Genomic DNA, 12,893 nt, shown 5'->3' with positions numbered 1-12,893 from the left:
ACCGAATGTGAGGAAGGTGCCATCCCATGACCGTGTCCGCCCGCGAAGCCGATGCCGCCCCGGACACGCCGGACCGCGTCGCCCATTCCATGCCCTTCGGCGCCCAGATCCAGCCCGACGGCCGGGTCCGCTTCCGCCTGTGGGCGCCGTCGGTTGACAGCGTCGAGCTGGCGCTGGCGACCGGCAGCGGGGAGCGGCGGCTGCCCATGAAGGCGGAAGGGGATGGCTGGTTCAGCCTGACCACCGATCAGGCCAAAGCCGGCAGCCAGTACCGCTATGCGCTTCCCAACGGGATGCTGGTGCCCGATCCGGCCTCCCGCTATCAGGCCCATGACGCGCACGGTCCCTCCACCGTCATCGACCCCGCCGCCTACCGGTGGGAGGAGCCCGGCTTCCGGGGCCGCCCGTGGGAGCAGACGGTGCTCTATGAGCTGCATGTCGGCGCCTTCACGCCCCAGGGCACCTATCTCGCCGCCATCGACAAGCTGGAGCATCTGGCCAGCCTGGGCGTCACCGCGGTGGAGCTGATGCCGCTGGCCGATTTCCCCGGCCGGCGGGGCTGGGGCTATGACGGGGTGCTGTTCTATGCGCCGGACAGCTCCTACGGCACGCCGGACGAGCTGAAGCAGCTGGTGGACGCCATCCATGCCTGCGGCATGCAGGCCTTCCTGGACGTGGTCTACAACCATTTCGGGCCGGACGGGAACTACCTGCACGCCTACGCCAAGCCCTTCTTCACGGACCGGCATCACACCCCCTGGGGGGCGGCCATCAATTACGATGGCAAGCATGCGCGTCCCGTCCGCGACTTCATGATCCACAACGCGCTCTACTGGCTGGAGGAGTTCCGGTTCGACGGGCTGCGGCTGGATGCCGTCAACGCCATCGTGGACAGCAGCGGCACCGACCTGCTGACCGAGCTGGGCAAGACCGTGCGGGAGCGCTTGCCGGACCGGCACATCCATCTGGTGCTGGAGAACGACTCCAACGAGGCCCGCCACCTGAAGCGCCGCAAGGATGGCAGCCCCAAAACCTACACGGCCCAGTGGAACGACGACTTCCACCATGTCTGCCATGTGCTGCTGACCGGCGAGAGCGGCGGCTATTACAAGGACTATCCCGACGCGCCCGGCGAGATGCTGGTCCGCGCCCTGACGGAGGGCTTCATCTACCAGGGCGAACCCTCCGCCCACCGCGGCGGCAAGAACCGCGGGGAGCCGAGCGGGGAGTTGCCGCCCACCGCCTTCGTAAGCTTCCTCCAGAACCACGATCAGGTCGGCAACCGTGCTTTGGGGGAGCGGCTGTCCATGCTGGTGGAGCCGCGGGCCCTGCGGGCCATGTCCAGCCTCCACCTGCTCAGCCCCCAGATCCCCATGCTGTGGATGGGGGAGGAGTGGGGGGCGAAGACGCCCTTCCATTTCTTCTGCGAGTTCCACGGCGGGCTGGCCGACTCCGTCCGCGAGGGGCGGCTGCGGGAGTTCGGAAGCTTCCCGGAATTCTCCGCCCCCGAAATCCTGGCCCGCATCCCCGATCCCAATGCCGAGCAGACCTTCATCGCCAGCAAGCTGGACTGGGAGGCGCTGGCCTGGGAGGAGCATGAGGACTGGCTGGCCCATTACGGCGTGCTGCTGAAGCTCCGCCAGAACGCCATCGTGCCCCGGCTGGCCGGCATGTCCGCCCGGGCGGAAGGACGCTGCTGGAACGGCCGCGCCATCACGGTGGCCTGGGAGCTGGCGGACGGCGCCATCCTCTCCGTCGCCGCAAATCTGGGCGAGGAGGAGCGTGACGGATTCGAGCATCCCGGCGGCGACCTGCTGTTCGAGACGGAGGAGGGGCTGGAAGACCTGCTGGACCAGGGCCGCATGCCCCCCTGGTCCGCCGCCTGGTTCCTGACCGCGCCCGAGGCGGGGTGAGCCGCAGGTCGGATCGGCTGCCGTAGGTCGGATCGAGCGTCGGCGAGGTCCGACGCTGCACCGCTGGCATGCTCTCCAACCCACCCCGTCCAGCCCTTGCGCGAACCGAAGCAACGACGAAAGAGCCCATGGCCGCCGACCAGCCGACCCCGCCTATTCCCGCCGTTCCGCGTGCCACGGCGCGGCTGCAATTCTCCAAGGACCTGGGCTTCGCGCAGGCGGCGGAGCTGGCGCCCTATCTCGCCCGGCTGGGCGTCAGCCATCTCTACGCCTCGCCCTTCCTGAAGGCGCGCGCCGGCTCCGCCCACGGCTACGACATCATCGACCATGCAAGGCTGAACGAGGAGATCGGGGACGAGGCCGCGTTCGACGCCATGGTCGCCGCCCTGCACGCCCATGGCATGGGGCTGATCCTGGATTTCGTGCCCAACCACATGGGGGTGGGCGGGTCCGACAATCCGTGGTGGCTGGATGTGCTGGAATGGGGGGAGGCCAGCCCCTACGCCCCCTTCTTCGACATCGACTGGCAGTCCGGCGGGCGGCTGCTGCTGCCCATCCTGGGCGACCAGTACGGAGCCGTGCTGGAGCGGGGGGAGCTGAAGCTCAAGCTCGATGGCGGGGTGTTCAGCGTCTGGTACTGGGAGAACAGGTGTCCCGTCGCCGTGCGCGACTATCCCCGCCTGCTCCGCCAGGCGTGGGAGCGGGTGGAGGATGCGGCCGCCAAGGAGGCGCTGGGCGAGCTGGCCAACGGCTTCTCCGCCCTTTCTTCCACCTCCCGCTCCATCCAGAAGCAGTCGCTGGTCCGCCGGCAGGCCGATGAGCTGAAGGCCCGCCTCGCCCGGCTGTGCGAGGAAGCGCCGGCCGCCGCGCGCTGCATCGACCATGTCTGCGACCGCTTGAGCGGCGTGCCCGGCCAGCCGAAAAGCTTCCGCGAGCTGCATGAGCTGCTGGAGCGGCAGGCCTACCGCGTGGCCTTCTGGCGGGTGGCGGCGGACGAGATAAACTACCGCCGGTTCTTCGACGTCAACGAGCTGGCCGGCCTGCGGATCGAGCGGCCGGAGCTGTTCGAGCTGGCGCACCAGCTCGTCTTCCGCCTGATCGGCGAGGGCAAGCTCCAGGGGGTGCGGATCGACCATATCGACGGGCTGTTCGATCCCAAGGCCTATTGCGAGCAGCTCCAGAACCGCGCCGCCTACCTGACCGACCGGCCGGGCGCGCTGCCGCAGGCCCCCGGCGCCCCGGCGCTGGGCGAACCGCTCTATGTGGTGGTGGAGAAGATCCTGGCCCGGCACGAACATCTGCGGGAGGACTGGCCCGTAGCCGGCACCACCGGCTACGAGTTCATGGTGCTGGTCAACGGGCTGTTCGTCGATACCTCCTCCCAGGAGGATCTGACCCACATCTATGAGCAGTTCCTGGAGCGGGAGGCGAATTACGAGGAGATGCTGGTCGCGGCCAAGCGGCTGATCGTCTCCCGCAACCTGTCAGCGGAGCTGAACGTGCTGGCGGGGCAGCTCCACCGGCTGGCGCAGCAGAGCTGGGACACCCGCGACCACACGCTCACCGGTATCCGCCGGGCGCTGGCCGACATCGTGGCCCATTTCCCGGTCTACCGCACCTACATCACCCCGGACCAAGCGGGGGAGGAGGACCGGCGCTACATCGACTGGGCCGTCAGCCGGGCGCGCAAATCGGCGGAGGCGGCGACCGACCTCACCGTCTACGACTTCCTGCGCGACGCCCTGACCGCCGGCCTGGCGCAGGAGAGGCGGGCCGGGTACAAGGCGGCGGATGTCCACCGCATCGCCATGAAGTTCCAGCAGTTCACCGGCCCCGTCATGGCGAAGTCGGTGGAGGACACGCTGTTCTACCGCTTTGTCCGTCTCGTCTCCCTGAACGAGGTCGGGGGCGATCCGGACCGGTTCGGCACCACCGTCGCCGCCTTCCACCACGCCAACCAGGAGCGCCGGCGGCGCTGGCCCCACCAGCTCGTCACCCTCGCCACCCACGACCACAAGCGCGGGGCCGATACCCGCGTGCGGATCGACATGCTGTCCGAGCTGCCGGACGAATGGCACCGGCATGTGCGCAAATGGGCGCGGCTGAACCGGCTGAAGAAGCGGGAGATGGAGCGGCGGCCCGCCCCCGGCCGCAATGACGAGTATCTGCTGTACCAGACGCTGGTGGGGGCCTGGCCGCTGGACCTCGGGCCGCAAGATGCGGACGGCCTCGCCGCCCTTGCGGAACGGCTCCAGGCCTACATGCTGAAAGCGGTGCGGGAGAGCAAGTTCCGCTCCAACTGGGCGCAGCCCGATACCGATTACGAGGAAGCCCTGCAGCGCTTCATCCACGGCATCCTGGACCCGGAGCGCAGCCAGCATTTCCTGCAGGACCTGACCGGCTTCATCGCCCGCATCGCCCCCGTGGGCGCCGTCAACGGGCTCAGCCAGACCCTGCTGGCGGCGACGGTGCCCGGCGTGCCGGACCTCTACCAGGGCACGGAGTTCTGGGACCTGTCCTTGGTCGATCCCGACAATCGCCGCCCGCCGGATTGGGTCCGGCTGAATCGGGCGCTGGACGATGCGTCATCGCCGGAAACACTGCTGGAGAACTGGCGCGACGGCCGGATCAAGCAGCATGTCTGGGCCACGGCCCTGGCCCACCGCCGGGACGATCCCGCCCTCTATGCCGATGGCGACTATGTGCCGGTGGAGGCGTCCGGCGCGCAGGCGGAGCGGGTGGTGGCCTTCCTGCGCCGGGCGGAGGGAAGGGTGGCGCTGGTAGTCGCCCCGCGGCTGGTGGCGCCGCTGATGGAGAATGCGGCCCTGCCGATGATCCCGCATGAGGCATGGGGCAACACGGTGCTGCACATGCCGGAGCTGCCTGCGGGCATCGACTGCACCAACCTGCTGACCGGAGATGTCGTGCCGAACCCCAATGGCGATGGCCGCCTGCCGGTGGGCGAGCTGCTGCGCCGTTTCCCGGTGGCGCTTCTGCGTTGCGGCTGAACTCCGTCAGTCCTCGATCCCGAACAGGCCGAGCTGGAAGCGCATCTCCTCCTCGCCCAGCGGGTAGTCGGTGCCGTGGCGGGCGTTCAGCAGCCGCTTGGGATGGATGCCCGCCGCCTTGTGCTGCAACAGCCGCGCCCCCCGCATCGACAGCCCTGCCCTCCAGGCCAGGGCGGTGATCGCCTTGGCGCTCTGCGTGTCCAGGATGCGCTGCACCAGCTCCGGCGGAAGCTTCGCCAGCAGCGCCAGGGCGGCGCGGACGAAATCCCGATCCCCCCAGGAGATGGCATCCCAGACCACCTCCTCATCCAGCTCGCCCGCCGCGAACAGCCGGTCGGCGCGCGGCGCCGGCCGTTCGCCGCTGCCATAGCCGCGGGCGAAATCCAGCCGCCGCCGCGCCACATCGGCGATCTCGGTCCCGGTCTCCGGATCGAATGCGCCGCTGCCGGCCAGGGCTTCGCGCATGCCATCCTCGACGAAGTCGGTCAGCTTGGCCGTGATCTCCGGCGGCAATGCGCCGCGCGTCCCGCCTTCCCAGGGCGCCGCCGCCGCGGGACCGCTGGTGAGCACGGCCGTACCGGCTTCCGGCTCCTGCTCCGCCCGCACCGCGTCGGCGACTGCGGCGCTCACATTCGGGCGGCGGGCGATGGCCTCCAGCACCCAGGGTTCGGGATGGGCGGCGATAATGGACAGAAGGTCCTCGTCCGACAGCAGGGCGCAGGTGCGCAGCACCGGCTCCGCCACCTCCCGCGCCACGTCGCGGGCCAGGGTCGCCACCAGCTTGGGCGGGGCGCAATCCACATCCTTGATGGCGCTGGCCAGGGCCGCCCGCACCCGCACCGCCTGATCCGCCGCCAGCATGGTCAGCGCGTTGACCGCCAGCTCATGCAGCGCCGCATGCTCCTGCGCCGTCAGATGGGGCAGGGACCGCGCCAGCTTGGCCGCCAGCACCGCGCGGACATCCGCGTTCGGATCGCGCGCCAGCCGGGCGGAGGCCCGCACCGGCGTCGCCGCATTGCCGGCCACTGCCAGCCGCACCGACGGGTCATTGTCGTCGGCCATGTAGTACAGCAGTTCCGGCCGCGTATCAGGGCGGGCGGCCAGACCGGCGCGCACGGACGGGTCGGGGTCCACGGCCAGGACCTTGGCTGTCTCGTAGCTCAGCGCATCCACCCCGCCATCCATCGGCGCGCTCCCATTCCGGCATCCGCTGCGGCCGGGCATCTCCACCGCCCGATCCGGTGCCCCAGAATCCCAGGTCCGGCCCTGTCGGGCAACTGTTCAGCGCACCTATTGATCTTCCGGGCAGGTGGGCTCGGCTACGGCAGATGCTCGCCCTGCAGATAATCCTCCGCCTGCATCTCCATCAGGCGGCTCACGGTGCGCTGGAATTCGAAGGCGTGCTGGCCTTCGCTGTGAAGGTGCTCCGGCGCTGCATCGGCGGCGGCGATCAGCTTGACCTTGTGCTCGTACAAGGCGTCGATCAGCGTCATGAAGCGCTTGGCCTCGTTGCGCTGCTCCGCTGTCAGCCGCGGGATGCCGTCCAGGATCACCGTGTGGAAATGGGTGGCGATGGACAGATAGTCGGCCGGGCCCAGCGGCTGCCCGCACAGCGCGTCGTAATGGAACCAGGCGACACCCCTGGCGGCGCGCGGCACCTCCACCCGGCGGCCCTGCACGGTGAGGTGCGTGGGCCTGCCTTCCGCCCCGTCGGTGACATCGGACCAGGCCTGTTCCAGCGCCTGCGACGTCGCCGGACCCAGCGGGTAGTGGTAGACCTTGGCCCCGTGCAGCCGCGCCATCCGGTAGTCGGTCGGCCCGCCCAGATGCAGCACGTCCAGCCGCTCCTTCAGCAGCTCGATGAAGGGCAGAAAGCGCCGGCGGTTCAGCCCGTCCTTGTAGAGGTCGTCCGGCGGCCAGTTGCTGGTCGCCACCACCACCACCCCCAGCTCGAACAGGGAGGTGAAGAGCCGGCCCAGGATCATGGCGTCGGCCACGTCGGTAACGTGGAACTCGTCGAAGCAGAGCAGCCAGGCCTCCTCCGCGATGCGGTAGGCCAGTTCCGGCAGCAGCTCCTCCGCCCCCTTGTCGCTGCTCTTGGCCCGGTTGCGCATCTCATGCAGCCGGGCGTGGGTCTCGATCATGAAGGCGTGGAAATGGACCCTGCGCTTCTTCTCCACCGGGGCGGTCTCGAAGAACAGATCCATCAGCATGGACTTGCCGCGGCCGACATCGCCATAGACATAAAGCCCCTGCGGGGCGGGATCGAGACGACGGGCCAGGCCGAAGCGGGCGCGCCAGCCCACATGCCCCATGGCCGGGCGGTAATCCTTCAGCGCGTTCCACAGGCTCTGCAGCTTTTCCGCCGCCAGCGCCTGCGCCGGGTCCGCCTTCAGGGTGCCGCTGCTGCGGCGGGCGCGGTAGGTGGCGAGAGGGCCGTCGGTCATCTGGCGGGGCGGCTTTCCGGATTGGCGCGGGCGGGAGCAGCCCTCTTCCTAGCGGATGGGCCGGGACCGCGGCAAGGGGGCAGGCCGGGCGGGCGACATGCGGAACGGCATCCGAAGCGGCGCATATTCATGTACACAAGCCGCGCGAAAGAGGTAGTCTGTCGGTTCCCGTATCTTTTTCCCTGTCGACGGACTTGCAGATGTTCGCCCGTATGGCGTCCGCGATAACGGCCCTGTTCTTCCTATCGACGCCGCATCAGGCCGCCGCCTCCTGCACTCTCCGCTTCGCCTGGAGCGCGTGGGAGCCGTTCCATTATCGAGCGCCCGACGGAACCATGCAGGGGCTGGATTACGAGCTGGTCGGCGAGGCCGCCCGCCGCATGGGCTGCGCGGTCCTGTGGCACGAGATGCCGCGCGGACGCGCCGTCGCCCTGCTCAAGGAAGGGCGGATGGATGCCATGGCCGGCGTGACCCTGACGGGGGAGCGGCTGGCATTCGCCCGCTTCTCCCGCCCCCTCCGGCCGGGGCGCAACGTGCTTCTCGTCCGGAAGGGAGAGACGGGGCGGTTCCCCTTCTCTGGCCTGGAGCAGTTGGCGGATAGCCACTTCCGTCTGGGCTCCAACCCTGCCAGCCGGTACAGCCCCATCCATGCGGAGCTGGTGGAGCAGGGTCGGCTGGACGACAACGCCATCCCGGTTCCGGCGGAGGAGAATGCCCTGACCATGCTTCTCCGCGACCGCATCGACGGCTTCATCACAGGCCGGCTGATCGCCGAACGCATGCTGCGGGACGGCGATATGGCGGGCCGGGTGGAAATCCACCCGATGCACATCGAGGTCTCCATGGCCCATGTCATGTTCAGCCGGGCCAGCGTGGCCCCGGAGGTGGTGGCCGGCTTCAACAGGGCGCTGGAAAGCATGGCGGCGGACGGAACCTTGGCCGCCTCCACCGATGGGCTGTGGCCGGGAATGCAGAGTGGCGGACAGACCGTTCCGGGGATACCCACCATATCCACCGCGCCCGCGATGACCGCCAAAAGGTAGCGTTGTTGCGCCGCGGCCGCAGCCCTGGCAACCGAATTACGTATTTGTTCCCCGGAACGGCTGTGGCACACATTGCCCGTCCGTTGAAGTCCCGTCGCGCCGAGGAACATGCCATGGAGAAGTTCACCCAGCTCACCGGGGTCGCCGCCCCTTTGCCGATGGTGAATGTCGATACCGACATGATCATTCCGGCCCGCTACCTGAAGACCATCAAGCGCACCGGCCTTGGCGCCGGCCTGTTCGCCTCCATGCGCTTCGATGATGAGGGGCGGGAGCGGCCGGACTTCGTACTGAACCAGCCGGCATGGCGGAACGCGAAGATTCTGATCGCGGGGGAGAATTTCGGCTGCGGCTCCAGCCGTGAGCACGCGCCCTGGGCGCTGCTGGACTACGGCATCCGTTGCGTGATCGCCCCCAGCTTCGCCGACATCTTCTATAACAACTGCTTCAAGAACGGCGTTCTGCCCATCGTCCTGCCGCAGGAGCAGGTGGACCGCCTGCAACAGGCGGCGGAGAACGGGGCCAACGCCACCTTCACCATCGACCTGCCCAGCCAGACCATCGAAATGCCGGATGGGGAGCGGGTAGCGTTCGAGGTGGAAGCCTTCCGCAAGGAATGCCTGCTGAACGGCTGGGACGATATCGGTCTGACGCTGCGTCAGGCCGGCGACATCGACGATTACGAGCAGCGGCAGCGCACTGGCCAACCATGGCTGTGGGCGTCCTGACGCGCGGAAGCCTTTCCGCAGGAGCGTTAACGGGGTAATAAGCCCGGAAGTTCAGCATACAGGGGTGTGATATGGCGCGTTCCCTTCTTCTCCTTCCCGGCGACGGCATCGGTCCCGAGGTGATGCGGCAGGTCCGGCGGACCATCGACTGGTACAACCGCCGTCGCGGCCTGGACTTCGGGGTGGAGGAGGGGCTGGTCGGCGGCGCCAGCATCGACGCCCATGGCGCCCCGCTGACCGACGCCACCATGGACAAGGCGCTGAAGGTCGACGCCGTGCTTCTGGCCGCGGTGGGCGGGCCGAAATGGGAAGGGTTGACCTTCGAGAAGCGGCCGGAGGCCGGGCTCCTGCGCCTGCGCAAGGAGATGGACCTCTTCGCCAACCTGCGCCCGGCCGTGGTGTTCGATGCTTTGGTGGACGCCAGCACGCTGAAGCCCGAGATCGTGCGCGGCCTGGACCTGATGATCGTGCGCGAGCTCACCGGCGGCGTCTATTTCGGGGAGCCGCGCGGGATCGAGGATCTGGGCAATGGGGAGCGCCGGGGCATCAACACCCAGGTCTACACCACCAGCGAGATCAAGCGCGTCGCCCGCGTCGCCTTCGAGTTGGCGCGCAAGCGCGGCAACAAGCTCTGCTCGTCGGAGAAGTCCAACGTGATGGAGTCCGGCCTGCTCTGGCGGCAGGAGGTGATCGCCCTGCACAAGGCCGACTATGCGGATGTGGAGCTCAGCCACATGCTGGCCGACGCCTGCGCCATGCAGCTCGTCCGCAATCCCAAGCAGTTCGACGTGATCGTGACCGACAACCTGTTCGGCGATATCCTGTCGGACGAGGCGGCGATGCTGACCGGCTCCATCGGCATGCTGCCCAGCGCCTCGCTGGGGGCGGCCGGCGCGGATGGCAAGCGCAAGGCGCTGTATGAGCCTGTACATGGCTCCGCCCCCGACATCGCCGGCCGCGATGCCGCCAACCCCATCGCCATGCTGCTCTCCTTCGCGATGGCGCTGCGCTGGTCCTTCGACCTGGAGGATGAGGCGGTGCTGCTGGAGACGGCGGTGCAGAACGTGTTGAAGACCGGCATGCGCACGGCCGACATCATGCAGCCCGGCATGGCCAAATGCTCCACCAGCGTGATGGCCGATACCATCCTGCGCGAGATGGACAAGCTGTCGAGCTGACCGGATGCATGCCGCCATTGTTACGGTGCGCGAGGCCCGGCCGTCCGATGCCGACATCTTCGCCGCCATGGTAGCCGCGTTGAGCGTGGAGGAAGGGGTGGGGCCGCCGGGCCTCACCCCTTCCGTTTTCCGGCGGGACGGGTTCGGCCCCGACCGCCGTTTCCAGCCTTTGATGGGGGAACTGGCAAGCCAACCTGCCGGCATCGCCCTGCTGACCCGCGGCTATGACAGCCATACAGGCAGCGCCGGCGTGGTGCTGGAAGATATCTATGTCGAGCCGCATGCCCGCCGGCACGGCCTCGGCGGCGCCCTGATCGCGGAAGCCGCGCGCATTTCCGCCGATGGGGGAGGGTGCTGGGTGGCCTGGCATGTCCGGCGCGGGAACACCCGCGCCCAGCTCTTCTACCGCAGCCTGGGGGCGGCATCCGAAATCGTGGACACCATGGCCATTGCCGGCGCGCCTTTTGCGCGGCTGGCCGCGGCGGCGGCAAGCCCTAGTTCCCTCTGACCGGACCCGGTCCTGCTGCTGGTCTTCCCATAGGCTGGCCCAGGCGGCGGCCGGACGCCGATGGCAAGAAGGAGGAGAACATGCACGGCAAGTTCCTGACCGGCGCGGCCTGCGCCCTGGCGATGGGCCTGACCACACCGGCGCTGGCCGACGACCGGTCGCCCAATGCCGACGAACGCGCGGCGCTCGAGCAGGTGCTGCGCTCCAACGGCTTTGAAAGCTGGGAGGAGATCGAGCTGGATGACGGCCGCTGGGAGGTGGATGACGCCCGCATGGCCGATGGCCGTGAATACGACCTGCACATCGATCCGCAGTCGATGCAGATCGTCAGCCGCGACTCCGATTGACATTCCGGAGCGGAATCAAGAAGGCCGGACCGCCAGTGCAGGCGGTCCGGCCTTTACGCGTTACAGGGGCTGACGCTCAGCGCGGAGCCGGCCTGTTCTGCTGCTCCAGGTCGGGCCGGTTCGGGTCCCCCTTAAGGGGAGTGTCCATGTCGCCCATAGGGCGCAGGCCCGGCCCGCTGGCGCTCCAGCTCACCAGCGGCGGGGCGGCGGCGACGCGCTGGGCGCATTCATTGTACAGGGCCAGGATTTCCGGGGCGGTGTCGTCCTGGCTGGTGAAGGGGCGGACCCAGACCGGGATGGCATGCATGCCCGGCTCGATCATGATGTTCAGCAGGTTGTAGTTTCGCTCGCACAGGCCGACCGGCGGCGCCGGGCTGCCGGGGGCAACCATGGGGCGGTCCATCCCCGGACTGCCTCCCCCGCCGGCTGGGCCAGGGCGGAGGCTGCGGAGAGGGAGAGGGCCGCCAGCGCCGCGGCGGGGGCAAGGGCTGTCAGTCTGGTTTTGCGCATCGTCGGTCTCCGGCGGCGGAACATGTCCCTGAACCAACCCCGACCTGCTGCCGGGTGTTCCCTGCTATCCATCCGGAGGGGGTCCAGGCGGCTTGCCCGCAGGCACGAATCAGGCTAATCAGCCCGCAGTTCGCTGCGCTGCACCGCGGGGGCGCCGACTGGCCTGCATGCCCGCGGGGCGACGTGTAATTTCGTCTATTCGTTACACCGCGAAACAAACCCGAGGAAGCATCCATGGCACGCAAGAAGATCGCACTGGTCGGCGCCGGCCAGATCGGCGGCACCCTGGCCCTGCTGGCCGGCCAGAAGGAGCTGGGCGACATCGTCCTGCTGGACATCCCCGACGCGGAAGGCGTGGCCAAGGGCAAGGCCCTCGACATTGCCGAGCTGTCGCCGGTCGAAGGCTTCGACGCCGGCTACACCGGCACCAGCAACTATGCCGACCTCGCCGGGGCCGATGTGGTGATCGTCACCGCCGGCGTGCCGCGCAAGCCGGGCATGAGCCGCGACGATCTGGTCGGTATCAACGCCAAGGTGATGAAGGCCGTCGGCGCCGGGATCAAGCAGCACGCCCCGAACGCCTTCGTCATCGTCATCACCAACCCGCTGGACGCGATGGTCGGCCTGATGCAGGAAGTGACGGGCCTTCCGCCGGAGAAGGTGGTCGGCATGGCCGGCGTGCTGGACAGCGCCCGCTTCCGCTGGTTCCTGGCCGAGGAGTTCAACGTCTCCGTCGAGGACGTGACCGCCTTCGTGCTGGGCGGCCATGGCGACACCATGGTGCCGTCCGTCCGCTACTCCACCGTCGCCGGCATCCCGCTGCCGGACCTGGTGAAGATGGGCTGGACCACGCAGGAGAAGCTGGACAAGATCGTCCAGCGCACCCGCGACGGCGGTGCGGAGATCGTCGGCCTGCTGAAGACCGGCTCCGCCTTCTACGCCCCGGCCGCCTCCGCCATCGCGATGGCCGAGAGCTACCTGAAGGACAAGAAGCGCGTCCTGCCCTGCGCCGCCAAGCTGACCGGCCAGTACGGCGTTGACGGCCTCTATATCGGCGTGCCGGTCATCATCGGCGCCAATGGCGTCGAGAAGATCGTCGAGATCGAGCTGAACGAGGACGAGAAGGCCATGTTCGCCAAGTCGGTGGATGCGGTGAAGCAGCTCGTCGAGGTGACCCGGAAGGTCTCTGCCGAGGGCTGATCCCTTCGGCC

General features: G+C 68.6%; 11 protein-coding genes. 8 read left to right on the top strand and 3 right to left on the bottom strand.

From position 1 onward, the window contains the following. Positions 1 to 26 precede the first annotated feature (26 nt). Entirely contained in the window at positions 27 to 1,913 is a 1,887-nt protein-coding gene (gene treZ, locus DOL89_RS11345) for a malto-oligosyltrehalose trehalohydrolase (protein ID WP_205574569.1), read from the top strand. A gap of 128 nt (positions 1,914 to 2,041) precedes the next feature. Beyond that, positions 2,042 to 4,921, top strand: a complete 2,880-nt coding sequence (gene treY / locus DOL89_RS11340) for a malto-oligosyltrehalose synthase (RefSeq protein WP_119679255.1) — start codon at positions 2,042 to 2,044, stop codon at positions 4,919 to 4,921. A gap of 6 nt (positions 4,922 to 4,927) precedes the next feature. On the opposite strand, the gene DOL89_RS11335 is transcribed toward treY, so the two are convergent. Then, positions 4,928 to 6,106 carry a DUF2336 domain-containing protein gene (locus DOL89_RS11335; RefSeq protein WP_119679254.1) on the bottom strand — a complete coding sequence of 393 codons (1,179 nt, stop codon included), beginning with the start codon at positions 6,104 to 6,106 and terminating at the stop codon, positions 4,928 to 4,930. A gap of 134 nt (positions 6,107 to 6,240) precedes the next feature. After that, positions 6,241 to 7,368 (bottom strand): cell division protein ZapE, encoded by a 1,128-nt coding sequence (gene zapE / locus DOL89_RS11330; RefSeq protein ID WP_119679253.1) that lies wholly within the window; start codon positions 7,366 to 7,368, stop codon positions 6,241 to 6,243. A 200-nt stretch (positions 7,369 to 7,568) separates the two neighbouring features. On the opposite strand from zapE, the gene DOL89_RS11325 reads away from it, so the two are divergent. The 5 genes from DOL89_RS11325 (at position 7,569) to DOL89_RS11305 (ending at position 11,172) form a co-directional block, all read left to right on the top strand. Next, positions 7,569 to 8,411 carry a substrate-binding periplasmic protein gene (locus tag DOL89_RS11325; protein WP_119679252.1) on the top strand — a complete coding sequence of 281 codons (843 nt, stop codon included), beginning with the start codon at positions 7,569 to 7,571 and terminating at the stop codon, positions 8,409 to 8,411. A 113-nt stretch (positions 8,412 to 8,524) separates the two neighbouring features. Beyond that, complete coding sequence (leuD, locus tag DOL89_RS11320) at positions 8,525 to 9,139, top strand: 3-isopropylmalate dehydratase small subunit (protein ID WP_119679251.1); 615 nt, start codon at positions 8,525 to 8,527, stop codon at positions 9,137 to 9,139. Positions 9,140 to 9,210: 71 nt separating this feature from the next. Next, a complete protein-coding gene (leuB, locus tag DOL89_RS11315; protein ID WP_119679250.1) occupies positions 9,211 to 10,317 on the top strand; it encodes a 3-isopropylmalate dehydrogenase in 1,107 nt (368 codons plus the stop codon). A gap of 4 nt (positions 10,318 to 10,321) precedes the next feature. Continuing rightward, on the top strand, positions 10,322 to 10,825 hold the full coding sequence (locus DOL89_RS11310; protein WP_119679249.1) for a GNAT family N-acetyltransferase: 504 nt from the start codon (positions 10,322 to 10,324) through the stop codon (positions 10,823 to 10,825). A gap of 80 nt (positions 10,826 to 10,905) precedes the next feature. Continuing rightward, complete coding sequence (locus DOL89_RS11305; protein WP_119679248.1) at positions 10,906 to 11,172, top strand: PepSY domain-containing protein; 267 nt, start codon at positions 10,906 to 10,908, stop codon at positions 11,170 to 11,172. 76 nt (positions 11,173 to 11,248) lie between these two features. On the opposite strand, the gene DOL89_RS11300 is transcribed toward DOL89_RS11305, so the two are convergent. Next, entirely contained in the window at positions 11,249 to 11,575 is a 327-nt protein-coding gene (locus DOL89_RS11300; RefSeq protein ID WP_119679247.1) for a hypothetical protein, read from the bottom strand. A gap of 341 nt (positions 11,576 to 11,916) precedes the next feature. On the opposite strand from DOL89_RS11300, the gene mdh reads away from it, so the two are divergent. Then, entirely contained in the window at positions 11,917 to 12,882 is a 966-nt protein-coding gene (mdh, locus tag DOL89_RS11295; RefSeq protein WP_119679246.1) for a malate dehydrogenase, read from the top strand. Positions 12,883 to 12,893: the final 11 nt, after the last annotated feature.

The organism is Indioceanicola profundi, from assembly GCF_003568845.1.
Taxonomy (GTDB): domain Bacteria; phylum Pseudomonadota; class Alphaproteobacteria; order Azospirillales; family Azospirillaceae; genus Indioceanicola; species Indioceanicola profundi.
The sequence above is the reverse complement of the archived record's forward strand: the minus strand, read 5'-3'. Positions and strand labels throughout refer to the sequence as shown.

Bases quoted from the DNA above. Each gene is read 5' to 3' on its own strand.
- treZ (WP_205574569.1), top strand. From the start codon at position 27: ATGACCGTGTCCGCCCGCGAAGCCGATGCCGCCCCGGACACGCCGGAC.
- treY (WP_119679255.1), top strand. From the start codon at position 2,042: ATGGCCGCCGACCAGCCGACCCCGCCTATTCCCGCCGTTCCGCGTGCC.
- DOL89_RS11335 (WP_119679254.1), bottom strand. From the start codon at position 6,106: ATGGATGGCGGGGTGGATGCGCTGAGCTACGAGACAGCCAAGGTCCTG.
- zapE (WP_119679253.1), bottom strand. From the start codon at position 7,368: ATGACCGACGGCCCTCTCGCCACCTACCGCGCCCGCCGCAGCAGCGGC.
- DOL89_RS11325 (WP_119679252.1), top strand. From the start codon at position 7,569: ATGTTCGCCCGTATGGCGTCCGCGATAACGGCCCTGTTCTTCCTATCG.
- leuD (WP_119679251.1), top strand. From the start codon at position 8,525: ATGGAGAAGTTCACCCAGCTCACCGGGGTCGCCGCCCCTTTGCCGATG.
- leuB (WP_119679250.1), top strand. From the start codon at position 9,211: ATGGCGCGTTCCCTTCTTCTCCTTCCCGGCGACGGCATCGGTCCCGAG.
- DOL89_RS11310 (WP_119679249.1), top strand. From the start codon at position 10,322: ATGCATGCCGCCATTGTTACGGTGCGCGAGGCCCGGCCGTCCGATGCC.
- DOL89_RS11305 (WP_119679248.1), top strand. From the start codon at position 10,906: ATGCACGGCAAGTTCCTGACCGGCGCGGCCTGCGCCCTGGCGATGGGC.
- DOL89_RS11300 (WP_119679247.1), bottom strand. From the start codon at position 11,575: ATGGACCGCCCCATGGTTGCCCCCGGCAGCCCGGCGCCGCCGGTCGGC.
- mdh (WP_119679246.1), top strand. From the start codon at position 11,917: ATGGCACGCAAGAAGATCGCACTGGTCGGCGCCGGCCAGATCGGCGGC.